General features: G+C 65.7%; 23 protein-coding genes, 1 tRNA gene and 6 pseudogenes. 19 read left to right on the top strand and 11 right to left on the bottom strand.

The features are described from left to right. Window positions 1-45: 45 nt before the first annotated feature. From M5I08_RS07385 to M5I08_RS07400, 4 genes and pseudogenes are all read right to left on the bottom strand, one after another. On the bottom strand, window positions 46-909 hold the full coding sequence (locus tag M5I08_RS07385) for an enoyl-CoA hydratase family protein (RefSeq protein ID WP_219066285.1): 864 nt from the start codon (window positions 907-909) through the stop codon (window positions 46-48). Further along, window positions 909-1,352: pseudogene (locus tag M5I08_RS07390) on the bottom strand (acyl-CoA dehydrogenase family protein); the annotation flags it as partial. The gene M5I08_RS07385 and the pseudogene M5I08_RS07390, both read right to left, overlap by 1 nt. Beyond that, a pseudogene (locus M5I08_RS07395) lies at window positions 1,345-1,977 on the bottom strand (acyl-CoA dehydrogenase family protein); the annotation flags it as partial. The pseudogenes M5I08_RS07395 and M5I08_RS07390, both read right to left, overlap by 8 nt. Next, window positions 1,974-2,806: pseudogene (locus M5I08_RS07400) on the bottom strand (acyclic terpene utilization AtuA family protein). The pseudogenes M5I08_RS07400 and M5I08_RS07395, both read right to left, overlap by 4 nt. 206 nt (window positions 2,807-3,012) lie before the next feature. Here M5I08_RS07400 and rpmF point away from each other — a divergent pair. From rpmF to M5I08_RS07430, 6 genes are all read left to right on the top strand, one after another. Then, the gene (gene rpmF / locus M5I08_RS07405) at window positions 3,013-3,186 is read left to right on the top strand and encodes a 50S ribosomal protein L32 (RefSeq protein ID WP_219066284.1); all 174 of its coding nucleotides are present in this window, start codon (window positions 3,013-3,015) and stop codon (window positions 3,184-3,186) included. Window positions 3,187-3,310: 124 nt separating this feature from the next. After that, window positions 3,311-3,997, top strand: coding sequence for a response regulator transcription factor (locus tag M5I08_RS07410; RefSeq protein ID WP_219066365.1), 687 nt, complete (start codon window positions 3,311-3,313; stop codon window positions 3,995-3,997). Continuing rightward, window positions 3,997-5,526, top strand: a complete 1,530-nt coding sequence (locus M5I08_RS07415) for a HAMP domain-containing sensor histidine kinase (protein ID WP_219066283.1) — start codon at window positions 3,997-3,999, stop codon at window positions 5,524-5,526. Before M5I08_RS07410 ends, M5I08_RS07415 begins: the two co-directional genes overlap by 1 nt. A 56-nt stretch (window positions 5,527-5,582) precedes the next feature. Further along, entirely contained in the window at window positions 5,583-7,001 is a 1,419-nt protein-coding gene (locus M5I08_RS07420) for a S1C family serine protease (RefSeq protein ID WP_219066282.1), read from the top strand. A gap of 47 nt (window positions 7,002-7,048) precedes the next feature. After that, complete coding sequence (locus M5I08_RS07425; protein ID WP_219066281.1) at window positions 7,049-7,543, top strand: MogA/MoaB family molybdenum cofactor biosynthesis protein; 495 nt, start codon at window positions 7,049-7,051, stop codon at window positions 7,541-7,543. 307 nt (window positions 7,544-7,850) lie between these two features. Continuing rightward, window positions 7,851-8,270, top strand: a complete 420-nt coding sequence (locus M5I08_RS07430) for a large conductance mechanosensitive channel protein MscL (protein ID WP_219066364.1) — start codon at window positions 7,851-7,853, stop codon at window positions 8,268-8,270. Between the two features lie 19 nt (window positions 8,271-8,289). Here M5I08_RS07430 and M5I08_RS07435 read toward each other — a convergent pair whose 3' ends face one another. The 3 genes from M5I08_RS07435 to M5I08_RS07445 form a co-directional block, all read right to left on the bottom strand. After that, entirely contained in the window at window positions 8,290-8,952 is a 663-nt protein-coding gene (locus M5I08_RS07435) for an SAF domain-containing protein (RefSeq protein ID WP_219066280.1), read from the bottom strand. A 65-nt stretch (window positions 8,953-9,017) separates the two neighbouring features. Beyond that, entirely contained in the window at window positions 9,018-9,350 is a 333-nt protein-coding gene (locus M5I08_RS07440) for an FmdB family zinc ribbon protein (protein WP_219066279.1), read from the bottom strand. A 72-nt stretch (window positions 9,351-9,422) separates the two neighbouring features. Next, window positions 9,423-10,034, bottom strand: a complete 612-nt coding sequence (locus M5I08_RS07445) for a 5-formyltetrahydrofolate cyclo-ligase (protein WP_219066278.1) — start codon at window positions 10,032-10,034, stop codon at window positions 9,423-9,425. A gap of 76 nt (window positions 10,035-10,110) precedes the next feature. Between M5I08_RS07445 and M5I08_RS07450 the strand changes: the two genes are divergently transcribed. The 5 genes from M5I08_RS07450 to M5I08_RS07470 all read left to right on the top strand — a co-directional run bounded on the left by M5I08_RS07450 (window position 10,111) and on the right by M5I08_RS07470 (window position 14,293). Further along, entirely contained in the window at window positions 10,111-11,019 is a 909-nt protein-coding gene (locus tag M5I08_RS07450) for a UTP--glucose-1-phosphate uridylyltransferase (RefSeq protein WP_219066277.1), read from the top strand. A gap of 56 nt (window positions 11,020-11,075) precedes the next feature. Further along, complete coding sequence (gene glp, locus M5I08_RS07455; RefSeq protein WP_219066276.1) at window positions 11,076-12,386, top strand: molybdotransferase-like divisome protein Glp; 1,311 nt, start codon at window positions 11,076-11,078, stop codon at window positions 12,384-12,386. 63 nt (window positions 12,387-12,449) lie between these two features. Continuing rightward, window positions 12,450-13,061 carry a GNAT family N-acetyltransferase gene (locus M5I08_RS07460; protein WP_370328625.1) on the top strand — a complete coding sequence of 204 codons (612 nt, stop codon included), beginning with the start codon at window positions 12,450-12,452 and terminating at the stop codon, window positions 13,059-13,061. Window positions 13,062-13,197: 136 nt separating this feature from the next. Then, window positions 13,198-14,175 (top strand): divisome protein SepX/GlpR, encoded by a 978-nt coding sequence (sepX, locus tag M5I08_RS07465; protein WP_219066274.1) that lies wholly within the window; start codon window positions 13,198-13,200, stop codon window positions 14,173-14,175. A 45-nt stretch (window positions 14,176-14,220) separates the two neighbouring features. Beyond that, window positions 14,221-14,293: transfer RNA gene (locus tag M5I08_RS07470), tRNA-Ala, on the top strand. A 501-nt stretch (window positions 14,294-14,794) separates the two neighbouring features. Here M5I08_RS07470 and M5I08_RS07475 read toward each other — a convergent pair. Beyond that, complete coding sequence (locus M5I08_RS07475) at window positions 14,795-17,407, bottom strand: DUF4236 domain-containing protein (protein WP_219066273.1); 2,613 nt, start codon at window positions 17,405-17,407, stop codon at window positions 14,795-14,797. A 296-nt stretch (window positions 17,408-17,703) separates the two neighbouring features. On the opposite strand from M5I08_RS07475, the gene M5I08_RS07480 reads away from it, so the two are divergent. The 6 genes and pseudogenes from M5I08_RS07480 to M5I08_RS07505 form a co-directional block, all read left to right on the top strand. Next, a complete protein-coding gene (locus M5I08_RS07480) occupies window positions 17,704-18,453 on the top strand; it encodes a hypothetical protein (RefSeq protein WP_219066272.1) in 750 nt (249 codons plus the stop codon). A gap of 130 nt (window positions 18,454-18,583) precedes the next feature. After that, window positions 18,584-20,035 carry a hypothetical protein gene (locus M5I08_RS07485; protein ID WP_249763318.1) on the top strand — a complete coding sequence of 484 codons (1,452 nt, stop codon included), beginning with the start codon at window positions 18,584-18,586 and terminating at the stop codon, window positions 20,033-20,035. Between the two features lie 548 nt (window positions 20,036-20,583). Next, entirely contained in the window at window positions 20,584-20,799 is a 216-nt protein-coding gene (locus M5I08_RS07490; protein ID WP_219066270.1) for a hypothetical protein, read from the top strand. Next, complete coding sequence (locus tag M5I08_RS07495; protein WP_219066269.1) at window positions 20,796-21,227, top strand: hypothetical protein; 432 nt, start codon at window positions 20,796-20,798, stop codon at window positions 21,225-21,227. Before M5I08_RS07490 ends, M5I08_RS07495 begins: the two co-directional genes overlap by 4 nt. 5 nt (window positions 21,228-21,232) lie before the next feature. Further along, window positions 21,233-21,424 carry a hypothetical protein gene (locus M5I08_RS07500; RefSeq protein WP_219066268.1) on the top strand — a complete coding sequence of 64 codons (192 nt, stop codon included), beginning with the start codon at window positions 21,233-21,235 and terminating at the stop codon, window positions 21,422-21,424. 430 nt (window positions 21,425-21,854) lie between these two features. Next, window positions 21,855-22,256: pseudogene (locus tag M5I08_RS07505) on the top strand (DISARM system helicase DrmA); the annotation flags it as partial. 303 nt (window positions 22,257-22,559) lie between these two features. Here M5I08_RS07505 and M5I08_RS07510 read toward each other — a convergent pair. Beyond that, a complete protein-coding gene (locus M5I08_RS07510) occupies window positions 22,560-23,228 on the bottom strand; it encodes a tyrosine-type recombinase/integrase (RefSeq protein WP_249763180.1) in 669 nt (222 codons plus the stop codon). Between the two features lie 87 nt (window positions 23,229-23,315). Further along, a pseudogene (locus tag M5I08_RS27425) lies at window positions 23,316-23,432 on the bottom strand (hypothetical protein); the annotation flags it as partial. Here M5I08_RS27425 and M5I08_RS07515 point away from each other — a divergent pair. Further along, window positions 23,376-23,693: pseudogene (locus tag M5I08_RS07515) on the top strand (M24 family metallopeptidase); the annotation flags it as partial. The pseudogenes M5I08_RS27425 and M5I08_RS07515 overlap by 57 nt on opposite strands. A gap of 110 nt (window positions 23,694-23,803) precedes the next feature. On the opposite strand, the gene M5I08_RS07520 reads toward M5I08_RS07515, so the two are convergent. Then, window positions 23,804-24,343, bottom strand: coding sequence for a class I SAM-dependent methyltransferase (locus M5I08_RS07520; protein ID WP_219066265.1), 540 nt, complete (start codon window positions 24,341-24,343; stop codon window positions 23,804-23,806). Between the two features lie 124 nt (window positions 24,344-24,467). Between M5I08_RS07520 and pat the strand changes: the two genes are divergently transcribed. Next, complete coding sequence (pat, locus tag M5I08_RS07525; protein ID WP_249763181.1) at window positions 24,468-25,457, top strand: acetyltransferase Pat; 990 nt, start codon at window positions 24,468-24,470, stop codon at window positions 25,455-25,457.

A 25,457-nucleotide genomic window follows, 5' to 3' on the forward strand; every position in this document is an offset into this window, starting at 1 on the left:
ACTTACGAGCGTACGACGATCAGAATTTGCTGCAAGGCGACTTCGCTAAACTGTTACTCTCCCTTCTTTGGGCCCTTCTTTGGGCCCTTCTTTGGGCCCTTCTTTGGGGCCCTCTCTGGCTGCCCATTGTGGCGGGCGTTTCTGCAGGAAGGCGAGCATGCCCTCGCGCGCCTCGTCGGAGACGAACAGCCGCGCCGAGTCCGCGCTGAGCTGCTCGGCGTTGCGGTCGAAGCCGTCCAGGATGGCGGCGGTGGTCAGTGCCTTCGACGCGGCCAACCCCTGCGGTGAGGCGCGCCCGATGTCGGCGACGAGCGATGCCACCGCGGCGTCGACCTCGGCCCCGGTGTTGACGGCCACCGTGATCAGCCCGATCGCGGCTGCGGTGGCGGCGTCGAACGTCTCGCCGGTCAGGTAGTAGCGGGCGGCGGCGCGGGCGGACATTTTCGGCAGCAGCGTCAGCGAGATGAGCGCCGGCGCGACTCCGATCCGCGCCTCGGTCAACGCGAAGGTGCTGCGTGGACCGGCCACGGCGATATCGCATGCGCCGACCAGTCCCATGCCGCCGGCACGGACGTGGCCGTCGACGGCGACGATCACAGGCAGCGGTGACTCGATGATCGCGCGCAGCAGGGCGGCCATCTCCCTGGCCCGCTCGGCGGCCGCCTCGAACGGATCCGCGCCCGTTGCTGCCGCGCCTTCGGACAGGTCAGCGCCCGCGCAGAAGGTGTTGCCGGTGTGGCCCAGCACCACGGCTCGCACCGCAGGATCGGCAGCGGCATCGCGCAAGCCCTGGTGCAACTGGTTGACCAGGGTCGCCGAGAGCGCGTTGCGATTGTGCGGGGAGTTCAGTGTCAGGCGCACATAGGGTTTTCCGGTGCCCGGCCCGGTGTATTCGACCAGCCTGTCCATTAGTACGACCGGGGCAGGCCCAGCGATGTCTGCGCCACGAAGTTGAGCACCATCTCCCGGATGACCGGTGCGATACGATCCAGCCGGGCCGACGCCAGCATCGCGGCAACGCCGTACTCCTTGGTCAGACCGTTGCCGCCCATCGACTGCACAGCCTGGTCCACCGAGCGTGTCGCCGCTTCGGCGGCAGCATATTTGGCCATGTTGGCCGCCTCGGCCGCGCCGGCGTCGTCGCCGCTGTCATAAAGCGTCGCGGCGTTGCGCATCATCAGTTTGGCGAGTTGAACCTCGATGTGGCACTGCGCCAACGGGTGTGACAGGCCTTGGTGGGTGCCGATCGGGGCGGACCACACCTGGCGAGTCTTGACGTAGTCCGCGGCCCGGTCGAGCGCGAACCGTCCCATGCCGACCGAGCTGGCGGCGCCCATGATGCGCTCGGCCGAACGTCTCGCGGTCACGGCGCCACTGTGCGGTGATATGGAGGCATCGCTGAGCGCTCGAATAGGCCTGCGCGGCAAGGCTGATACGCTCGGCGACGAATGCCTGCGCGATCTGGGCAAAGCCGTTGTTCTGCGCGCCGACCAGGTTGGCCGCCGGCACGGCAGCGTCAACGTCGGACAGCTCTGCGGTGTCCGACGAACGCCAACCCATCTTGTCCAGCTTGCGGCTGACCTGAAAACCGGGAGTGCCGCGTTCCACTACCAGCAACGAAACACCTGCAGCGCCAACGCCGCCGGTGCGTGCCGCGGTGACGACGTAGTCGGCGCGCACACCGGAGGTGATGTAGGTCTTGGCGCGGCCAATGTCGGGCGGACGAACTTCTCGATCAGCCGCGCATCGCCGGACGTCGCAGACGACCACCGCGTCGGCGCCGTCTCCGCCGCCGCCGCCGGCTATCTCGGGAAAGCTCGCTCCCAGCAGCCCGGCCGCGCCCGCGCGCCGGCGCAGCTCGCGCGGCAACTCACCGATGCGCTCCCATTCGTCGATGTGGGGCAAGATCTCTCGCTCGGCGAAGGAACGCACCGTCTTGCGGAGCTGGTCACGCTCGGGCGTGGTCCAGATACTCACAGCACCCCTTCGGGAATGTCGACGTGGCGGCTACGCAGCCATTCGCCGAGCCCCTTGGCCTGGGGGTCGAAACGCGCCTGGTAGGCGACGCCCTGGCCGAGGATGTCGTCGACGACGAAGTTCACCGCGCGCAGGTTGGGCAGCAGGTGCCGGGTGACCGGCAGGTCGGCGGTTTCGGGCAGCAGCTCCTTGAGCAGCTCGACGGTCAGGGTGTTGGCCAGCCAGCGCCACTGCTCGTCGGAGCGCACCCACACTCCGACGTTGGCCGACCCGCCCTTGTCGCCGCTGCGGGCCCCCGCGATCCGGCCCAGCGGCACCCGCCGGGTCGGCCCGACCGGCAATGGCTGCGGCAGCGCCGGCGGGGCGGCCGGCGTCAGATCGAGAGTTTCTGTGGCACAGGGGATGTAAGGCCGGCGACCACCGCGCCGGCCAGTTGGCGGTAGTCGGTGCGGCCCCAGCCGAAATGAGCGGCCGCCGGTCCGACGGTCAGCGATGCGTCGGTGACCCGGCCGGTCACCACCACGTCGGCGCCGCTGGCCAGGCAGTCAACGACGCCCCAGGCGCCGAGGTAGGCATTGGCGGTCAACGGCGCGCCCAGCCCCAGGCACTCCTCCAGTTGCGTCAGGAAGGTCTTGGCGTAGCCGCGGTCAGGGTGTTTCATCCGGTCGCGGCCGAGGATCAGCATGGTCAGTTCGGCCAGGTAGTCGCCGGTGACGTAGTCCAGGGCGCCGCCAGTGAGCATCTCGCGCATCGCGGAGTGCCGGTCGCCGTAGAACCCCGAGCAGTTCCCGATCCGGACCGGCCCGGAGGGGCCAGGAACAGAAGCCATGCGCGTCGTCCTCCTTCCGCCGGCCGTTACCAACCAACCGGTAGGTTAGCGGGTACCGCAGATGTCACGTCAAGGATGCTCCCTTACCTATCCGCGACACCCGGATGCCGATTTTTACCAACACCAGGTCACCGACTACTATCGAGAGCAACTTCGCCTTCGAGCCTGCTCGGGTGGCGACTCCCTACCAGTAGTAAGGCCCGATTATGGCTGTGCCAAAGCGCAGGATGTCGCGCGCGAACACCCGGAGCCGACGCGCGCAGTGGAAGGCCGCCAAGCCGGAGCTTGTCGGTGTAACGGTGGCCGGCCGGCAGCGCAGGGTGCCCCGCCGACTGCTCAAGGCGGCGCGCCTCGGACTGATCGACCTCGATCGCCGCTAACTTTTTCGCTGTGAGTCCCGCCGCCCGGCGACGACGCCGGCAGCATCGCGACCCGACGACGAGCAGGGCTTGAGCCGCTGCGCCTCTCAGGCCGCTCTCAGGCGAGAGGATGAAACTGGTGGCCGTGCGAATTCTTGTCGTTGACGACGATCGAGCGGTGCGCGAGTCGCTGCGCCGATCGCTTTCCTTCAATGGCTATGCGGTGTCGTTGGCGGAAGACGGGGTAGAAGCCCTCGAGATGATCTCCGCCGATCCGCCCGACGCGCTCGTTCTCGACGTCATGATGCCCCGGTTGGACGGCCTGGAGGTATGCCGTCAGCTACGCAGCACCGGGGACGATCTACCGATTCTGGTGCTAACCGCTCGCGACACCATTTCCGAGCGGGTCGCCGGCCTCGACGCCGGCGCCGACGATTATCTGCCCAAGCCGTTCGCGCTCGAGGAGTTGCTGGCCCGGGTGCGGGCTCTGCTGCGCCGCACAAAGATCGACGATGCAGGCGAATCCGTGGCGATGACGTTCGCGGACCTCACTCTCGACCCGGTGACCCGCGAAGTCACTCGTGGCCACCGCCAGATCAGCCTCACCCGAACCGAATTCGCGCTGCTGGAAATGTTGATCGCCAACCCGCGACGGGTACTGACTCGCAGCCGGATCCTTGAGGAGGTGTGGGGCTTCGATTTTCCCACCTCAGGCAACGCGCTAGAAGTCTATGTCGGGTATCTGCGTCGCAAGACCGAAGCAAATGGAGAGCCGCGGTTGATCCACACCGTGCGAGGAGTGGGTTACGTGCTGCGCGAAACACCCCCCTAATGCCTTTGTTCCACCGGCGAAGTCGAGGTCAGCTGCGAGCCAGTACCTCGTTGTCGCTGCGATGGCGGGTCATGCTGCTGGCGATGTCGATGGTGGCGATGGTGGTCGTCCTGATGGCCGTCGCCGTATACGCGGTGATCTCCGCGGCGCTCTACAAGGACATCGACAACCAGCTGCAGAGCCGGGCTCAGCTGCTGATCGCCAGCGGATCCTTGGCGGCCGATCCCGCGAAAGCCATTGAGGGCACGGCCTATTCGGATGTCAACGCGATGCTGGTGAACCCCGGCCGATCGATCTTCACGGCCAACCAGGAAGGCCAGACACTGCCCGTCGGTCCGCCGGAAAAGGCGGTCATCCGCGGTGACCTTTTCATATCGCGGCGCACGGCGGCCGATCAGCGGGTGCTGGCAGTGCATCTGCCGAACGGGAGCTCGCTGCTGATCTCCAAGAGCCTGGCGCCGACCGACGCGGTGATGACGAAGCTGCGCTGGGTGCTGTTGATCGTCGGCGGCTTAGGCGCGGCGGTCGCCGCGGTCGCCGGCGGGATGGTCACCCGGGCTGGGCTGCGTCCGGTGGGCCGGCTGACCGAGGCGGCCGAACGGGTGGCACGCACCGACGACCTGCGGCCCATCCCGGTATTCGGCAGCGACGAATTGGCCCGGCTAACCGAAGCATTCAACTTGATGCTGCGTGCTCTGGCCGAATCCCGGGAACGTCAGACCCGCCTTGTCGCGGATGCGGGGCACGAGCTGCGGACCCCGCTGACATCGCTGCGCACGAACGTCGAGCTGCTGATCGCGTCATCGGCTCCCGGTGCGCCGCCGTTGCCCGAGCAGGAGATGGCCGATCTGCGTGCCGATGTGATCGCGCAGATCGAGGAATTATCCACGCTGGTAGGCGATTTGGTGGACCTGACCCGAGACGACGCCGGGGAAGTAATTCACGAACCGGTCGACGTCGGCGAAGTCATCGACCGTTGTTTGGAGCGAGTACGACGGCGCCGCAACGACATTGAGTTCGACGTCGACGTGACGCCGTGGCAGATCTACGGTGACTCTGCGGGCCTGTCTCGCGCAGTGCTGAACCTGATGGACAACGCCGCCAAGTGGAGTCCGTCGGGGGAGACCGTTTCCGTCAAGCTCCGGCAGTTGGACCCGACGCACGCCGAGTTGGTGGTGTCCGACCATGGACCGGGCATCCCGGTGGCTGAGCGGGCGCTGGTGTTCGAGCGGTTCTTCCGCTCGACCACGGCGCGGGCGATGCCAGGCTCAGGTCTTGGGTTGGCGATCGTCAAAAAGGTCATGCTCAATCACGGCGGGGCGCTTCGCGTCGAAGACACCGTCCCGGGCGGCGACCCCCCGGGAACGTCGATCTACGTGTTGCTGCCCGGACGGTCGATTCCCACGCCGGAGTACCCGGCCGCGGAGGAAACGGCGCCGGATGTCGAGGCTTCGTTACAGCCGGGGAACTCTGCAGGTCCAGCGAACGTTATCTCAGTCGAATCTCAGACCACGCAGGCAGGGTTGTAACCACCAGCTACTGTTACGTCTGAACCGACTGTCCAAGGAAAGAGCGACCTAGCGACATGACGAATCACCCGAGGTATTCGCCACCGCCGCAGCAGCCCGGGTACCCCCCGCTGCCCGATCAGCGCGGCGCCCCAGGCTATTCCAGCCGTGGGCAGCAGCAAACATATCCTCAGCGCTTCGACTGGCGTTATGGCCAGCAGCCGCCCTACGGGCAGCCGTACGGTTCGTTTGGTGGGCGCCCGGCCGGCCCGGCCGGCGGTCTTCCGCCGCTGCAACCCGGCATGCCCGGAAAGCGTTCTCGCGCGGGGGCATTGGCTGCCAGCGCACTCGCAATCGCGGTAGTATCGGCCGGCATCGGCGGCGCGGCGGCGTCGGTGATCGATCACCACGGGCAGCTGGCTTCCATCGCCGACGGAACGTCATTGGGCGGGGCGGCTCCCAGCGTGCCGGCCGCCAACGCTCCGGTAGGCACCGTCGAGCAGGTCGCCGCCAAGGTGGTGCCCAGCGTGGTCATGCTCGAGACCGATCTCGGCCGGCAGTCCGAGGAGGGTTCGGGCATCATCCTGTCTTCCGATGGCCTGATCCTGACCAACAACCACGTCGTCGCCACCGCGGCCAACCCTGGTCACCCCAATGCGCCGCGCGAGCGTGGTGGCCCGCGGGAACCACGCGCCCCGCAGGACCCGGACAGCGGGCCTCCTCCCAGCGGACCCCCGAAGACCACGGTGACCTTCTCTGACGGGCGCCATGCGGAGTTCACCGTGGTGGGGGCAGACCCCACCACCGACATCGCAGTCGTTCGGGCGCAAGGCGTTTCCGGGTTGACCCCGATCACCCTCGGGTCGTCAGCGAATTTGCGTGTCGGCCAGCCGGTGATGGCGGTCGGGTCACCGCTGGGCCTGGAGGGCACGGTGACCACCGGCATTGTCAGCGCACTCAACCGGCCGGTGTCGACCACCGGCGAGACCGGCAACCAGAACACCGTGATCGATGCGATTCAGACCGACGCCGCGATCAACCCCGGTAACTCCGGCGGCGCGTTGGTCAACATGAGCGGACAGCTGGTCGGCGTCAACTCTGCGATTGCCACGCTGGGCGGCGATTCGCCCGATGCGCAAAGCGGTTCGATCGGACTTGGCTTCGCGATTCCGGTCGATCAGGCCAAGCGTATCGCCGACGAGCTGATCAAGACCGGAACCGCGTCGCACGCGTCACTGGGCATCCAGGTCACCAACGACAAGGGCACCCCGGGCGCCAAAGTCGTTGAGGTGGTGCCGAACGGAGCGGCGGCAGCCGCCGGCCTGCCCAGCGGAGTCGTGGTGACCAAGATCGACGACCGTCCGATCAACAGCGCCGACGGCTTGGTTGCCGCCGTGCGGTCCAAGGCGCCCGGCGACAAAGTGAGGCTCACGTTCAGAGATCCCTCGGGCGACAGCAAGACCGTGCAGGTCACCCTGGGCAAGGCGCAGCAGTGATAAGAGTCCCCGCATCGTGGTCGGACCCCACATATACGGTTGCAACTATGGAACAGGGCGCGGAGTTGGTCGGTAGGGCACTTGTCGTCGTCGTCGACGACCGGACCGCGCACGGCGACGAGGACCACAACGGGCCACTGGTCACCGAGCTGCTCAGCGAAGCGGGATTCGTCGTCGACGGCGTAGTGGCCGTCACCGCCGACGAGGTCGAGATCCGCAACGCACTGAACACCGCGGTGATCGGGGGGGTGGACCTGGTGGTATCGGTCGGTGGCACGGGCGTGACGCCGCGCGATGTAACCCCTGAAGCGACCAAGGACATCCTCGATCGCGAGCTCCTCGGCATCGCCGAGGCCATCCGCGCCTCCGGCTTGTCCTCCGGCATCATCGATGCCGGCTTGTCACGGGGTCTGGCCGGGATCTCCGGGAGCACGCTGGTGGTCAACCTCGCCGGTTCTCGATCCGCGTTGCGCGACGGTATGGCGACACTGAATCCACTGGCGGTCGGGATCATCGGCCAACTGTCCAGCCTGGAGATCTGACTCCGCAATGACCCGGCCAGGCGGCGACGTCCGAGGTGTGCTCCACCAGGTATTCGGGGCGGAGCTGCCGCAGGAATCGACCGACGAGAGTGATCGGGACAACCGGGATAATCGCGAGCAGTGGCTGCGGGAGAACGTACCTCCGCACCACATTTGAACGGCTCGCCGATGTCACAGCATGAATACCCGTGCATGACTAATTTGCCGCAAAGCCCGCGATCGCCGACTCACGGACGTACCGTTTTTGCGGGCGAACTCAGATCGCCCTGCTACGCACTGTAATTCTGTGGTGACGGAGGTGGCTCGCGTGCTCAAAGGATTCAGAGATTTCATCATGCGCGGTGACGTGATCACTGTCGCTGTGGGGTTGGTGGTGGCCTTAGCTTTTTCAAACCTGGTCAAAGCCTTCACCGACAGCGTGATCAACCCGCTGGTGGCGGCGGCCCAGCCACATGCCACTTTCGGTTTAGGCGTGCAGGTCGGCGACGCGGGCAATAAGGCGACTTTCATCGACTTCGGAGTGTTCCTCTCGGCGATCATCTACTTCTTGGTATTCCTGGGGACCATTTACTTCGCGATCGTCTTGCCTTATCGCCACGTCCAAAAACGCCGCGGTGTCAGCGTATTCGGTCAGGAGCCGGCGACCAAGGCATGCTCGGAGTGCTGCTCTGACATCCCCGAGGCCGCGCACAAGTGCAAGTTCTGCGCCAGCGAGCAGGCCGCCTGACGCAATCCGCGCCCGGGCGTCAATGCAGGGTGAGGGTCACGGTCTGCGTCAGTGTGGCGCCCGCTACGGCGTGGGCGGAGGCCGCCGGCAGCGCTACCAGTACCACCCGGTCACCTGCCGCGGCCGCTGCCTTCTGCTTGGCCGAGACCAGGACCACGATCGCGTCGGTGGCAAGGACCCTCGGGGCCGACTCGGCGGCGGTATCTGACGCCACGACGACGTCGACGACATCGCCGGGGCGGACCAGGTCGGCCAGGGCGCCGTCTGCGGGATGCAACGGCACTATCCGCGCGTCCGGTCCCGCCGCTGATTCAGCCAGTCGGCGGCTCAGCAACCGGACGTCGGTCAGCACTTCGCCGCGCCGCGCCGGGCCGGCCAGTGTGGACCCGACAACCGTATCGATGTCTGACTGCGACCCGTCGGGAATTGTTGGCACCAAACGCTTTTCGAGTCGAAGATCGTCGGCGGTCAACGCGGTGCCCGGGCTGAGATCCCGGGCCGCGACCACCACCTGAGCACGGTCACCCTCCGGGTCGGGGCGCAGTGCCGCGACACCGGCGAGGACGACGAGCCCGGCCGCCAGAATTCGGCGGGCCAGCACGGTTCGTGACCAGTCCGGGCGCAGCCACTGCGACATTCGGGTCGGTAGCGACGGATTCAGCGATGTGAGGGATTCCGCCATGCCGCAACGGTAAGGGGGCCTGGCGGGCCTTTGCGGCCACCGGCAAACCGGTTGTGGATAATCGGCTAGCTGGCGGCGGCCGCCGACTTGGCGGTTGCCGAATCCGACGTGGCGCTCGACGTGCTCGAGTTTTCCGAGGAACTGGGCCTGTCGCTGCTACTCGAGGTGGCGGTGCTCGACGAGTCGGCCTTGGCGGAGCCGTTGGTCGAGCTTTTCGCCCGCTCACGGCTGTCGGTGCGGTAAAACCCGCTGCCCTTGAACACCACTCCGACCGACTTGAACAGTTTGCGCAGCCGACCCGAGCACTTCTCGCAGGTGGTCAGGGTGTCGTCGGTGAAGGCCTGAACCACATCGAAGCGGTCATCGCACTCGGTGCACGTGTAGCTGTAAGTCGGCACACAAACCTCCGTAATGGTCTAAACAATTAGCACTCTACAGTCTCAAGTGCTGGAACCGCTATGCGGTGCGCGTCATTCCCGCGCGGCGCCGTCGCTGGCGTTGCCCAGCTCGACGAGGCCGCGGCCGGGGGTGAGCGCGTGCGTCATCGCCACGTCGTGCGGCTCGCGCGGCAACTCGTCGAGCAGCTCCTGGTCGCGGATCACGGCGATCAGAGGCGCTTGCGGATCCCGGTACACCAACGTGCGGTCATAGAAACCCCGACCACGGCCCAGTCGCACGCCCGCGCGATCGACGGCGAGAGCGGGAACCAGCACCACGCTTGCCTCCGTCAGGGTTGTCGCCGGCAGCCACGGCTCGACCGGTTCGAGCAGACCGAAGCGAGCAGCCACCAGCTGCCCAGGCCGGTATTCACCCCATTGCAGCGCCACCGGCGAGCCGTCGGCGATGGTACGGGCGATCGGCAGCAGCACGCGGCCGGCTCGTCGCATCAGCTCATCCAGCATCTCGATTGACCCCGGCTCGGTGCCCACTGGCACGTAGGCGCATACGGTGCTGCCGCTGCTCACCACCGCAGCGAGGTGTTCGGTCACCGACCGCGCTTCGTCGGCCCGCACCTCGTCGGCGACCGAACGCCGGGCCGCCAGCAGCCGCTCCCGCAATACGGCCTTGCCCGCGCTCGCCATACGGTCAACGATTACAGCCGTTGCTTTCACCCCGCCACACCGGGCGAGAGGATCTGCTGCGATTATGGTGTGAACGATGTCACGCTCACCCGCTCCGGTTCCGCGCACCGCGATCGTTCCCGCGGCCGGTTTGGGCACCCGTTTTCTGCCGGCGACCAAAACGGTGCCCAAGGAGCTGTTGCCCGTCGTCGACACGCCTGGCATCGAATTGGTGGCGGCCGAAGCGGCCGAGGCCGGCGCCGAGCGGCTGGTGATCATCACCTCGGAGGGCAAGGACGGTGTCGTCGCCCATTTCGTCGAAGACTTGGTGCTCGAGGGGACGCTGGAGGCGCGCGGCAAGAAGGCCATGCTGGCGAAAGTCCGTCGCGCGCCGGGGCTGATCAAGGTCGAGTCGGTGGTGCAGGCCGAGCCGCTGGGCCTGGGGCACGCGATCAGCTGCGTGGAGCCGGTGCTGTCGGACGACGAAGATGCTGTCGCGGTCCTTCTCCCCGATGACCTGGTGTTGCCGACCGGCGTGCTGGAGACGATGTCGAAGGTGCGCCTCGCCCACGGCGGCACGGTGTTGTGTGCGATCGAGGTTTCTCCGGAAGAGATCAGCTCCTACGGGGTTTTCGACGTCGAGGCGGTGCCGGGCGCCGACAAAGACGTGTTGAAGGTCAACGGCATGGTGGAAAAGCCGAAGCCGCAAGACGCTCCGTCGATGTATGCCGCGGCCGGCCGCTATGTTCTCGACCGCGCCATCTTTGACGCCTTGCGCCGGATCGATCGAGGCGCAGGCGGTGAAATGCAGCTCACCGACGCAATCGCGTTGCTGATCCGCGAGGGGCATCCGGTACATGTCGTCGTGCACCGTGGCTCCCGACACGACTTGGGAAATCCCGGCGGCTACCTCAAGGCTGCGGTTGACTTTGCATTGGACCGGGACGATTACGGCCCGGAATTACGGCGGTGGCTGGTGACTCGATTGGGCCTGGCCGAAGGCTAGGGGCTGTCAGCTCGGCTCGTGCTGTCGGATACCGGTTGACGGCAGAAAGGCGCGCTGTGCGTTCGGTGGAAGAGCAACAAGCCCGGGTGTCGGCCGCCGCGGTCGCGCCGAGGCCGGTGCGGGTTGCCATTGCCGAGGCGCAGGGGCTGATGTGCGCCGAAGAGGTGGTGGCCGAGCGTCCGCTGCCCGGTTTCGACCAGGCCGCAATCGACGGCTATGCGGTCCGCAGTGTCGATGTGCTCGACGTCGGCGAGTCCGAGCCGTCCGACGGTCAAACCGGCGACGACTATCTGCGCGCCGTCCCGGAGGAAGCGGAGGCGTCGCCGTCCGGGCCCGGTGGAGTGACGCTGCCGGTGATGGGCAACATCGAAGCCGGCGCGCGCACACCCAGCAGGCTGCAGCCGGGGCAGGCCGTGCGGGTGGAAACCGGCGCCCCGTTGCCGACCCTGGCCGACGCGGTGCTGCCGCTGCGCTGGACCGACGGCGGCCAGTCGCGGGTGCGGGTGCTGCGCGGCGTGCGATCGGGTGCCTACGTGCGGCGCACCGGCGACGACGTGCAGCCGGGCGATGTCGCGGTGCGGGCCGGCACGATCATCGCGGCAGCCCAGGTCGGGCTGCTGGCCGCGGTTGGCCGCGACCGGGTTTTGGTCCACCCGCGGCCGCGGCTGTCGGTGCTGGCGGTCGGTGGTGAGCTGGTCGATGTGTCGCGTACGCCCGGCAACGGGCAGGTTTACGACGTCAACTCTTACGCGTTGGCGGCCGCGGGCCGGGACGCGGGCGCAGAGGTGAACCGGATCGGCATCGTCAGCAACGACCCGAAGACGCTGGGCGAAGTCGTCGAGGGGCAGATCAACCGCGCCGAGATCGTGGTGATCGCCGGCGCGGTTGGCGGGGCAGCGGCCGAAGCCGTGCGCTCGGTGCTCTGTCAGCTCGGCGAGATGGAAGTCACCAGGGTCGCAATGCATCCCGGCTCGGTCCAAGGTTTCGGGCAGCTGGGCCGCGAAGGTGTGCCGACGTTTTTGTTGCCGGCGAATCCGGTCAGCGCATTGGTGGTCTTCGAGGTGATGGTCCGACCGCTGATCCGGCTGTCGCTGGGTAAGCGGCAGCCGATGCGCCGAATTGTGCAGGCCCGCACGCTGTCGCCGATCACCTCGGTGGTCGGCCGCAAAGGCTTTCTACGCGGGCAGCTGATGCGTGACCGGGACACCGGTGAATATTTGGTGCAGGCGCTGGGCGCGCCCGGCGCGTCGTCGCATCTGCTGGCAACGCTGGGCGAGGCAAACTGTCTGGTCGTGATTCCTCGTGAGGCCGAGCAGATCCGCATCGGCGAGATCGTCGACGTTGCGTTTCTGGCTCAGCGTGGCTGAGCAACACGGCGGCCTCTGCTCGTGAACGTGTGGCGCGCCAGCTCCCAGCATCCCGGCTGGCCGATGCGCGTGGGTCCGCTGCGGGTGGCGGCCGGCGTGATCCTGCTGCGGCCGGTACGCCTGCGCGACGCCGCTGCGTGGAGCCGCGCCCGATTGGCTGACCGTGCGCACCTGGAGCCCTGGGAGCCCAGCACCGAAGCCGATTGGACTGCGCGGCACTCGAAGTCGTCGTGGCCCGCCGTGTGTTCGAGTTTGCGGGCAGAAGCCCGTAAGGGCCGCACGCTGCCGTACGCGATCGAGCTGGCAGGTCGGTTCTGTGGGCAGCTGACCGTCGGTAACGTCACGCACGGCGCGCTGCGGTCGGCATGGATCGGCTACTGGGTGTCCAGCTCGGTCACCGGTGGCGGGGTCGCGACCGGAGCGTTGGCGCTGGGCCTGGATCATTGCTTCGGCCCGGTCAGGTTGCATCGCGTGGAAGCCACCGTGCGTCCGGAGAATGCGGCAAGCCGGGCGGTGTTGGCAAAGGTCGGGTTCCGCGAGGAGGGGCTGTTGCGCCGGTACCTCCAAGTCGACGGCGATTGGCGCGATCACCTGTTAGTGGGTCTGACAGCCGAGGAGATCTACGGGTCGGTGACGTCGGCTCTGGTGCGCGACGGGCACGCCAACTGGGCCTGATTTCTGTTGCAAATGTGACATTTGTGGCTGGCGGTGCTTGTCAGCAGCAAATTACAGGTGTGTAATTGTCCCTGGCGCGCCTCGACCGTATGCGCTGGCCACCGGCTTAGCCTGGTGCGGAAAGGAGCAGGTCATCATGCCAAGCATCCCGCAGTCATTGTTGTGGATATCGCTCGTGGTGCTCTGGCTGTTCGTGTTGGTTCCCATGCTGGTCAGTAAGCGCGACGCGGTGCGGCGCACCAGCGATGTGGCCTTGGCGACCCGCGTGCTCAACAGCGGCGCCGCGGCGCGGCTGCTCAGGCGGTCCAGACCGGCGGCCGGGCATCGCAGTGACCCGGACTGGCAGCCGGACGAGGACGAATACGAGGACCGCGACGACCTCGACTCGGACGAGACCGAGGAGATGCCGCAAGCCCACGACGTAGTTGTCAGGGCCACGGACGCGGTGGCGGCGGACGAGACCGCTCCGGGCGCCGAAGTGCCCGCCACAGACTCCGAAACCCTGCCCTCGGCCGAGGAGCAACCCGAGCCGGTGGCCGACGGCGAGACTTCCGATGGCCGGGACACCGAGGACACCGACGACTCCGATCCCGCGAGTGACCAGTACGAATACGTCGACGACACATCGGGGATACCGGTCGGCGAGGAACCGCCCGCGAGGGTTGCGCGCGCGTCTTCTCGGCATCGCTACGACTCGGATACCGCGGCGGCGGTCAGCGCCCGCAAGTATGCGTTTCGCAGGCGGGTTCTGATGGTCATGGCGCTGGCATTGGTGGGATCGGCGGCGGCCGCCTTCCTGCTGACCCCTGGGGCCTGGTGGATCTTCAGCAGCGTCGCCGCGGCGACGATGCTCTACCTGGGGTATCTGCGCCGGCAGACCCGGATCGAGGAGCGGGTGCAGCGGCGGCGGATGCAGCGGATGGCGCGGTCGCGGCTGGGCGTTGAAAACACCTATGACCGTGAATTCGACGTGGTCCCGTCGAGACTGCGACGCCCGGGGGCCGTAGTGCTGGAGATCGACGACGAGGATCCCACCTTCGAGCACCTCGACTACGCGCCGTACGCGCGGGATCACCGCTGGCACGGGGACTTGCCGCGAGCCGCCGGGCAGTAACCGGTTCGGCGACGGACGTCGCGACTGGTAGCCTGCTAGCGATCAGGGGCTATGGCGCAGTTGGTAGCGCGACTCGTTCGCATCGAGTAGGTCAGGGGTTCGAATCCCCTTAGCTCCACAGTGAAAGTATGCAGTTGGCCTTTATTTTTCTACTTCGCTGTTGAATCTCCATCGGATGTTACGTGCCGCACGGATGCCGCAACAAGTTGTGTGGCCAGGTCAGCCGACGGCAACATCCCACGTCGGCTGTCGTCGGCGACGGCGGAGAGATGATGACAGCTGGGCGCTCTAAATAACCGAGCGCACTAGGGTAAGTTACGCGTGGTGGTGGGCTTTCGGGCCTCACAATGCGCACCCGTCGCTTGCGGTTTGATATCGGTGCGCGACGCTATCGTCGGAACGGTGAGTGACGGACTAGAGCAGGCTGTCAGACCACTCGATGAATGGGTCGTCCGAGACGCCGACGTGCGTGCTAGCCACTGGTACGGGCCGCCGCCCGCGGACGACTGTCCGTGCGGATCGCATCGACAGGCCACCCGCTGTCACCGGGGGAACGACGGATCGTGGATCGCCGAGCCACCGTCGCCCCTGCGCCTGAGAGTGAGTAAGGCGCTGCCTGCTAATCGGCAGCCTGCCCGGGATCTGCGTCATATTCGAGTTCGCTAGGCCGCCAGGCTGGTCGCCAGTACTCGTCGCGGGCTTGGCGCTGGGCGGCCCATTCATCAATTGCGCGTTGTCGTTCGGCGGCCGTTGCCTCGGCGTCGCGGATGGCGTCGTCGAGTCGTTGGCGTGCGACTGCGGGAGGCAGCATCGGTATTTGGTGGGTGCGTGCGGCACGGTGGGGCGCGTCGTTCGCGTCGGGCGTTGTGGTCGCAACCCAGACGACCGTCTTGGTGATGTTCTTCGCGATGCTTGCTCCGTAGTCTTTGGCACGTATGCGCAACCGGTCGAATTCGGGCCCATGACCCAGGATGCCAACTCGGACCCCGCGTAGGTAGCGCGCTTGCGGCGGCGGGGGCGTTTCGGTGCATTGATCGATTGCGGCGCCAATCTCCCCAGCGAGGTCGGGTAACCCTAATTCGTCAGCGAGCAACCACATCTCGCGTCGATGACCTGGAGCGAGGGCCGTCCAGTCCATTCCGGAGGTCGCGCCGTATGCCGACCGCCACGCTTCGTAGTGCAATGAACGTAGCTGGGTGCCGCTAAGGCGCGTGCGCCGGGCTTGGCTCGACAGTGCGGTGGCCTCTTCGAAGGTGAGCCGTCCATCTTTGACGCAATCACCGAGCAAAATCCGGTATCGCTCGATTTCGACTGGGTCGCCATACCGCGGGGTTGACGACTGCGGGAAGGACTCCAGCAGTGCAGCGACCGAGGCTCTCGTCATGGGCACGGGCCGGCAACTAATCGCGCACGGCTGTGGCGCTGGGCCTGAGACCGGAGCCGGGATCGCCGCCGAGGTGAGGTGCAGCGGCTGCGGCGCAGTTCGCAGCATCCACAGCAGAACCTCACGGACGGCACGGGCATCACCCAGCGCCGTGTGGCTGTTCTCAGCCCAATGACCAGTGGCGCTCTTGTACAACGACATGAGGCTGTAGGCGCGGGCATCGAGTTGACGTCGTGCCGCCTGAAGCATGCACACACCGGTCAACCGCGGAACGCTGATGCTGTTCCGTTGTGCTGCCGAGGTAAGGAACCCTGCTTCGAAGTCGAGGTTATGCGCGACTACAACTGTGTCGACCATAAACGCGAAGGCCTCAGGGAGCACGTTATCAATCGTTGGAGCGCCGATGAGATCGGCGTCATCGATCTGGTGGTGCGTTCTGGCCTCTGGCGAGGATCCGGGGTTGTTTACCAAGGTGGCGAATTCATCGAGAACCTTTCCGTCGCCGCGGAATTTCACTAGTCCGATCTCCATGATGCGATCCGCCGAGGGGTACAAACCCGTGGTTTCCAGATCGACTGCGGTGAACACCTGCTCGGCTGCGAGGTATTTGGTGGTAGCCCGGGTCAGTAGCGAACGCTCGATGAAGCTGGAAGTTACATTCGGGCGCTGGCCAGTGGTTGTGTGCTGTCGTCGGGCTGGCGGGCGCTCCGTAGGAGGCGGGGATTGTGGCGGCCGCGGGGCATGTGCCGGTGCTGCCACATGTCCCGTGTCCTCATCGAGTTGCGCGGGCGCCGCTGAGATGACGTGAGCAAGTGGTTCGGCGGCGTCGGCGCGGGATATCTGAATGATCCAATAGAGGCCGCTTACCGAAGTGATGACAAGCCGCCCGTACAGCATGATCGGGAGCATCCTGTTGTTTTTGTAGCGGCGGTCCGGGCCGCCCTTGACGTTGACGATCTGCCATGTGGTGTCTACTTGGGAGGCGTCTCGTGGAGGGGAAGAACTCTCGATGGAGCGTTGGGTTTGGTGAAAAATGCGCAGCGCCTGGTAGTCGATGTTGCTGTAGCGCTTGCCCTCTCGAACCAGGAGCCGGTCTGGCAGCAGGTATAGCGCAGAGTTACCGGCGGTGATTGAGGGTACGGCGATGTTAGTCGCCAATTGTTTGTTCTTGACCGATGTGCCTACGGTCGCGGGAATCGTCTTGACCAGTGTGCTGGCCCCGGAGTTCGTTTTGAAGGCGTTGGTTCCCACCACGTCGCCGGCTTGAACGATTCGCCAAACTCGCTGCGACTCAGTTAGCCAGCGCCACTGGGTTACCACGGAGTCGAACCACGATTGAGCGTCGTCGTTCACGTCATAGAAAAGAACGACCGTGCGTCGTGCCCGGTCATAAAGGTAGAGCCAGATGCAGCCAGCGCCGCCGAGCAACCAGATGAGCAATCCCCACGGCATTGTCAGCAGGCCCAGCAGCAGAACCAGAATTGCCGTCGGCCACCACCACACGAAACGCGCGGTCGCCATGTTCAGCTGGTCGATCAGATCGCCTCGACCGGTGGGCTCCAAGGTAGTGGCAGTGGCACCGGTGACGTCCTGCAGGATAATGTCGCTAGGGCGAAAATCGGGCGGGGTGGCGGGCGATGGATGTTGCTGTCGCGGCGATGACGACGTGTGACGCCCGTTCAGCGAGGCCCGGTAATAGACGCCTTTGCGGCCCATGTGGACGTAGTTGCCCCGCGGACCCGAGCCAACGCGAAAGCCCGGAACGCCGGCGCTTACCCCGATCCCCGACTTGCTCAGGTTGAACCGAAACGGTCCGGCTTTGACGCTCTTGCGGATGTAAAAGCCCACGTTACTGCCTCAGTTCGAGAGATGAAGGCGCCCAGATGCAGCTGTTAACCCGTGTGTGTTCCCGATTAAGTAGGACCTGTGAACCGTTGCGGTCGCCATGAACGCATCCTCGAAAGAACTCGACTCGACAAAGAAAACGTGGGCCCGAGATGAGAAACACTAGCAGGGCCCAGCAGCGACGTCTGGAAAAAACGAGGTTCTCTGGGCGGACGCCACCAAGAACGAACGTGATCCGGTCGCCCACGGCGGCAAGTCACTTCAATCCGCGAACGCAGCGGTGGCAGCTGTCGGCGTAGATGCCACTGCTCACCGATGCCCGCACGGGACACTTGGTTCCTGGCTGCTTTGCGGCGTTCACCAACGACTGCAGCGGGAAGCTGTCGAACGAGCATTGGCTGAGCGAGGGGATTCTGATCGGGGCCGGCGATGGCACGGTGGTTCGGATCGGCGGCCCGCCGTGGCAGCCGCAGGGACGCGTCGACGAGTTGTCACCGAGCAGCCTCGGCTCAAAGATGCTGTGCGAGAGGCATGACCACGCCCTGTCACCTCTGGGCATAGCTGCGGCCTGTACCTTCAAGACCCTGGATCAGTTCTACCTGGACCAGATCAGTCGCGAAGACATTAGCGGGAGCGAATTCGATCTGATCAGCGGCGAACAGCTCGAACGGTGGCTGTTGAAGATGATATGGGGTGCCACGGCGGCGTTTCCAACGGTTCCACCGCTGCGCGCCAACGTAGATCGGAAGATGTTGGCGAACTACCTCTTTCGCGACGGTGAACTGCCCGCGGACTGGGGTCTGTACGTGAAGGGGCTGCAGACCGGCCGTGCAAGCAACCCCGACCAGTCGCTGTCGGTCGGATTGGAGAATATCGACGGTGAACTGTGGGGTGGGTCGATGCTCGTCGGCGGGGTGGAGCTGTGCTTCAGCTTCGGGAGTTTTGACCGGGGGAGGCGGTGCGATCGTGGTCCACCGACCCAGTGCGATATTTCTCGACCGAGCCGGCACCGACAACTGCAAGGTTGTAGCGCTCAGTTGGGATCATGACATGACCACAGTCGGCAAGGCGGTCCGCATCAGCTACGGCCCAGGCCCATCGCCATGCTGAGCCGTATCGACCCGTCAGCCTCGAACTTATCGTGCGGCACAAGTCTTTGCGCACCTCCGCGGTTTGCGCGTGTCGCTGCATGCATTCAAGGTGGCGCTGTGCGATTCTGCCTGGCTACCCACGAGAAGCGGACCGCACATGCTGTGGCGTAGGAGGAAAGGCGCCGAAGTGGAGGACGGCGATCAGGAAGAAGTGGAACGCGTATGGGACTGGATTGACCGGCTGGACTCGTTCACGTCGACGCTGGATGCCCTGGATGGTGAAACGCCGACGGACTTCTGCGAAAGCGTCTGTGACGCGTGGAAGTCCATCGCCATGACTGGCAGTCCGCCGTCGACAAGTCCGGCCATTCTGATCATCCTTGAATCGTTCGCCGCGTTGTCTCACGTGATGACGACAGTGTCGATGGACTGGGCGGACACGCCCGACGTCCGGGACCGTCTGACTCGCAGTGATGTTGAGAGGCTAGTCAAGGATGAGCTGAACCGCATTGTGCGTGACGGTCAACGTTGGCTGACGGCCGGGCTGCCATCAAATGACGAGATCAGGCGGCGTACTGCGGCTGCGAGTGCGGGCGTGAAAGCGGCCTTGGACGCGAATGAAAGGAAGAACGCAGAGCTGGACGCTCAGGATGCGGCAGCGGAAGCAGACCAGTACGGCGCGATTCTGTTGCACCGCGACCCCACCCGGTCTGACGCACCGATCTTCGAGAAGGTGTGTTCGTTCACCGAGGAGGAAAACGCTCGGTACGTGAAGGCTTACGAACGGCTTTGGCGGATGATCGACAGCGAGTTGTTGCAGCACATCTCGGATGAAAGCGATCGGTTATGCGACGTGCTGATCGGTGTGCTCCGCGAGCTTCAGAGTCAACGCGTGTCGCTGTCCGACCAAGACGCCATGGATGAACGACGGCGCAGAATCCGTTCAGCGCTGATCTCGTTCACGGCTGCGCTGCAGATTCACGAGTACCAGACAGTTCGCAGCGTGCGGGAAACGCTGGGTTTGGGCCGCGCGCAGGTGGAGGCCGTCAAAGCGCTGTTCGACGACCTCAAGCGGAATTCGTTCGAATACCGGTGGCTGGAGGCAGTGCGTGATGCCTTGCAGCACGGCGATATCAACGCGTTCAAGTGGAGTTTCAACGTCAGCGTCCGGGTCGATCCGGAGGTGAAGATTAACCTGGACCGCGCGTTCATGCTGGACTTCATCAACGACAACCGGAACAAGCCCTGGCTCAAGCGCCGCGAGCTCGAGGAGCTCGACTCTGACCCCAGTGTGCTGGACATGATCAAAGCGATTCAGCCACTTATGGGGCCGCTGCAGGAGAAGCTGGACAAGGTGCTGTACCCGAATGTTGTAGAGGACGCCGCGACGGTGAAAGAACTCATCGGCCGATTCGGGGGAAGGCATGGCATGTACTTCCTGCAAGCCAGCCCGGGCTTCACCCGCCGTCAGTTGGTGCCGTCGCAGTTACCTCTTGCGCCGCGGGTGCTGCAGTTCGCCGAGTCCTATGAGCCCGACTGAGGCTCTCCAGGACCGCGCTGGGCGGTCAGCCCGGTGGCAGATTTTGGACCGGGTGCTGCAGGAGAACCAGCCCCGTGCTGCCGCAGAAGCCCACGCGACCAAACTGAAGGGAAAACCCTTCGGGGACAAAATGCCCGGGGTGCAGCCGACCTTTTTCACATGACGAGGGCTCGCGCCCCCGGCGCCAATGCAGTTCGAGGGCTGTGAAATCCGGCTATCGGGTGGGTTGTATGCCATATGCCGATCTGCGCGTACGCGGTGCTACATCGGAAAGTGTGTGCGGACCCTGCCGGGGCGCGGGTTGAGGATACCGACGAGGATCTCGAATCGTGTTATGGAATCGCCGAGTTCAAGCCTGAAGGGCATGTCGGAAAACGCACCAGCATCACCGGAGCCAAGCAGTGCCCCGATGCGCCCGAGGGGTCCGAGCGCCCGGACATCATTTCCATCAGATGAGCCGATGCCGAAGGCCCATGACGAACTTCCACGACTCGGTTTGTCTAGCGTAGCCTTGACTAAGCTTGTCTAGCCTTGGATAGAACGATACGATGCCGAAGCGGACCGAGGTCATCAAGAAGATCAGGCGGGCAGCACAGGCTCGGGGGATGACATTCGCTGAACTGCGTGAAGGCGCCAACCATACGATCTACAGTCTCGACGGCTTGATGATCCCGGTCGGCCGGCACAACGAGTTGACCAACCGTTATGCCGAGGACGTGTACCGAGAATGCGAAGCAAAATTGGGGAAGGGGTGGTGGCGGTGAGTACCTATACCGCGATCGCAAGCCCGGACGGCAAGTGCTGGCATGTCCGACTGCCCGGACTGGGCAACCGTCCCGAATACGGGCTGCCCGCCCAGGCTCGCAATCTCGATCAGGTTGAACCGACCGCGCGCGACCTGATCGCGTTGTGGCTCGACGTACCGGCGGACTCGTTCACTGTTGAGGTGCAGGTTGAGCTACCGGAGTCTGTTCATCACCACCTCGAACTGGCGGCAAAGCTGCGTCGGGAGGCCGCCGATGCGCAAGCCGGTGCCGCCGAGGAATACCGGCGTGCGGCAACCGAACTCAAAGGTGGTGGATTGACGGTGCGCGACATCGGCAAGGCGCTGGGCATTTCCTATCAGCGGGCGCATCAACTGGTCTCGGCCAAGGCAACGTTCCGCAACACGGCTATGGCCAGCGGAACCTAACCGCCATGACCGCAACGGCCGAGTTCATCAGTGACAGTTACGCGTTGAACCACCAGCCCGACGGCACATCGTTCACCGTCCGGGAGAACCTCGTCGACATCCTGCAACGCGAGCTGCTGGGCCCGGTGCACGGCCCGAGGAGGTGTTGCCGTTCAGCCCGCGCTCACATTATCTGGTCGGCTACATCGCCCCGGTGAAAACACCACCGTCGCCTCGGGCAGTGATGGCGACGAGGAAGCCGACGACCAGCGCGGCGAGCTGGCCGAGGCCCGCTCCGACGCCGAGGGGTTGGCTGCGGGGCGCGGGGTGCCGGCGTTCGCCTCCGATGACGACAACGGCACCGATGCCGCCGACGAGGACGCCGAAGACCGGGCCCCCAAGCAGGGCTTGATGATTCCAGCGTCGATGGGCCTGCGGTTTCAGGTCCCGGCGGATCTGGCGTCGTTCACCGTCACCGCGACCTGGGGCACCTACGAAGCCGTCAAGACCGATCAGGTCACCAAGGCCGGCCGCACCGTCTACCACTATCAGCGCACCCCGATCGAGTTCCGCCGCGACATTGCGCTGGCCAGTCTGCAGCCCGGCCACACCGCCACCGTGGCGCTACGGGATGCGGTCTGCCTGCGCATCGACCGCTACGACGACCCCGACTTCGGGCGGGTGCTAGTGGAGATCGCACTATGCAACGACCAGGAGACACCGTCACCAATCCCGCTGAGCGTGTGGATGTTTCAGACCAAACTCCATGTTGAGGCCGGCGGGGCGGAGGCGTTTCTGCCCGTCCGTGATGTGCTGGAACAAGACCTGCCCGAACACGACGAAGAGGTTCGGCTGCTCAACCTGCAGTACCGCAACCGGTTGGAGTACGCGATCGGGCGTACCTGCTCAGTCGATTGGACCGTCCGGGACGGTGCGCGCCGCGCATCAGCGGTGGAGACCACCTGGCTGCCGGTCACCGAGACCCCGCAAACCAGGGCGCTGGCTGTCGAGGGCGCACTGCTGTCCATGGACGCCCTGGCCTGCGTGACACCGGATCAGCTGCGCACCGGTCTGCAACCGCTGATAGCCGTCCCAGGCGGCTCGCCTTGCGCCACGCTGTTCATCGGATTCCGGTGGGGCCAGGACGTCGTTCACCGCAGCGGTCAAGTCAGTGTCGGAGACATCGGTGACGTCAATGTCTTTCGCGGCATGTAGCCGCGATTTTGCACTGTGGCATGCGGGCCGCACGGGAGCCGATGTGCCGCAAAGATGCCGCAGCACAGAGCTATCCCTCACGAAACCCCAAGACCCCCACCCGGGTGGTTCCGTGAGAAATGGCTGTTGAGCGAAAAATTACCCGTTTTCGGACTCGTTCGCATCAGCACCCCCGCCGCGCTGGTCGCCGGACACCAGATCGTCGCGACCCTTGCCGACCATCAGCGCGGCCAAGTCGTCGGCCAGGGCAGCCGGGAATGGCACCGAGCGCCGCTCCCAGGTCTTCGGCGTCGACCAGACCAGACCCGCCCCGGCAGCGTCGGTCACGCTGCGGCTGACGTTGACCCGCCGCCGCAGCATGTCGAAATCGGCCACGCGCAGCGCCGCCATCTCGCCGTACCGCAGACCGGTGTAGGCCAGGAACCGGACCACGATGCCGTCGCGCTCGACGGCGTCGGCCAAGGTCGCCAGCTGACGATGCGAGAGGTATCCGCGGTCGGCGTGCTGACGCTTCGGCAGCTTCACCCCCGTCGTCGGATTGCGGGGGATCGCGCGGTCCTCGACGGCCGCGCCCATGATCTGCCGCAGCAGCCCGAAGCAGGTTTCGATACCGGGCACGCCGACGCCGTCGGCGACCAGCTGCGCGACCCAGGCGCGCGCCGCGCTGGTCTTGACGTCGACGACGGCGACGTGCCCCCACCGCGGTTCGACCCGCCTGCCCCAGGTCGAGCGCCTGGTCGCGGCGGTCTTGGCGCTGATGTGGGCCTGCGCCGCTGACCAGCTGGAGTAGATAGCCCCGACGGTCACCCGACCGGCCTCCGGTGCCGTGTAGGTACCGGTCACCATGCTGGCGCTGACCCCGGCGAGCCATTGCTTCGCGTCGGTCTTGCGCTCGAAGTGCTGGGTGTATTCCTTACCGTTGTCGTCGAAATACCTTGCGCGCCAACGCTTGCCGACGCCGTGGCGTGCCGGCTGATTGCCGCCTGCCGCCCCGGAGCACGGGCCAGCGATCTGCTCGCGGCTTACGACCTGGCCGCCGAGCCGCTGCCGCTGACGTCCGTCGCGCACGGACTGGGCCTGGGCTTCGATCCGCCGGTGATCTCGCGGCAGCTTCCGGACACCGCCGAACACGAACATCTCGACCCCGGAATGGAGTTGGCGCTCACCGGCTACGTGTGGCAGGAAGGCGTCGGCGGGGTTCTGCACCGCGACACTGTGCTCATCACCGACAGCGGGCCCGAGGTGCTCACCGCCAGCCCGTCCTGGCAGTAGCCAACACGAAGGCTCGTCGCGTCCCGAGCGGCTAAGCCGCCACCTCCGATCGGCGACCGCGTGCAGCAGTGCCGAGCGGGTGCGGTCATCGCGGACCGCAGCAGCGCCGGTTACGCGGCATAGCTGGTGAGTATCGCCACCCGGAACGGTTCGGGCATCAGATAAAGGGCGCCGAAACAGCAGACGGCGTCGAATGTTTCATCGCCGAACGGCAGCGTGCTCGCGTCGCCGCGGACGTAACAGGTGCGCGGTCCGCTGTTGTCCAGCACGGCGCGAGCCAGCGTCGGCTCGGAGATGTCCTGCCCGACGGCGAGGCCGCCGGCGGGCAGTCGTCGCGCCAAAGGCCCGGTGAAATTGCCTGGGCCACAAGCGATGTCGAGCAACCTGCGCGCGCCGGACAGATGTAGTGCCTCGGCCGCGCGGCGTTGCTCGGCACCGGTGGTGACACCGCTGGCAATGTAGAACGCAACCGGGCGCCACCGTCGTTCGTACACGCCAGCGACGAACGGGCTGTTCATCGCGCGCTGGGCGAACGTGGGGACACCCACCGCCGTTGATTCGCCCAGCACGTCGAGGAAACCGTGCCGCAGGGTAGCTGTGCGGTCGAGCAGGTTGCGGGTTGTCTCCAGCGGATCGCCGGCGATGTCCATCCCGTGAGTCTGGACCCGACCTTGCTGCGACCCGAACGCAACCCATAACCTGGGCAACATCGGACCGCGACCGGGCGTCGCCGCCCGGCGCGTGTGAGACGGCGACAGGGGCGGAGCGGGCATCGTGACCGAATTGACCGCGCTGCGCGCCGACGAGCTCGCCGCATTGGACATCTTCACTGGATGTCCGCCGGAGGATCTGATGCCGCTGGCGGCGAGCCTGCAACCGTTGCAGGCCACTGCCGGCCAAGTGCTCATGCGCCAAGGTGAGCAGGCGGTGTCGTTTCTGCTCATCTCGTCGGGCACCGCCGAGATCAAGCACGTCGGGGACGACGACGCGGTGACCCTCGAGCACGTGTCGGCCGGCACGATCGTCGGCGAGATTGCCCTGCTGCGCGACATCCCGCGGACGGCGACCGTGATCACGACCGAGCCGTTGACCGGCTGGATCGGTGACAACGACGCGTTCGCCCGGTTGGTGCACATCCCGGGAATCATGGGCCGGCTGGCGCGCACCGTGCGCCAGCGACTCGCCGCTTTCCTGACGCCGATCCCGGTCACGGTTCGCGACGGAACAAAATTACTGCTCCGTCCGGTGTTGCCCGGCGACAGCGAGCGAACCATGCAGGGGCATGTCCGGTTCTCCAGCGAGACGCTGTATCGGCGGTTCATGTCACCGCGGGTTCCCAGTCCGGCGTTGATGGACTACTTGGCCGAGGTGGACTATGTCGACCACTTCGTGTGGGTGATGACCGATCAGCAGGGCAACCCGGTTGCGGACGCCCGCTTCGTTCGAGACGATCACCACCCCGGCATCGCCGAGATCGCGTTTACCGTTGCCGACGCCTTTCAGGGACGCGGTATCGGTTCCTTCCTGGTCGCCGCACTCTCGGTGGCCGCCCGGGTCGACGGAGTCGAAAAGTTCTCCGGCCGGATGCTCGCCGACAACGTGGCGATGCGGACGATCATGGACCACTACGGCGCTTTCTGGCAGCGCGACGACGTCGGGGTGGTCACCACTGTCATCGACGTGCCGCGTGATACGTCGTTGAGCGATGAAATGACGGACAAGATCAAACACGCTGCACGCCAAGTTATTCGGGCTGTGGGCTAG

Source organism: Candidatus Mycobacterium methanotrophicum (genome assembly GCF_023515995.1).
Taxonomy (GTDB): Bacteria; Actinomycetota; Actinomycetes; order Mycobacteriales; family Mycobacteriaceae; genus Mycobacterium; species Mycobacterium methanotrophicum.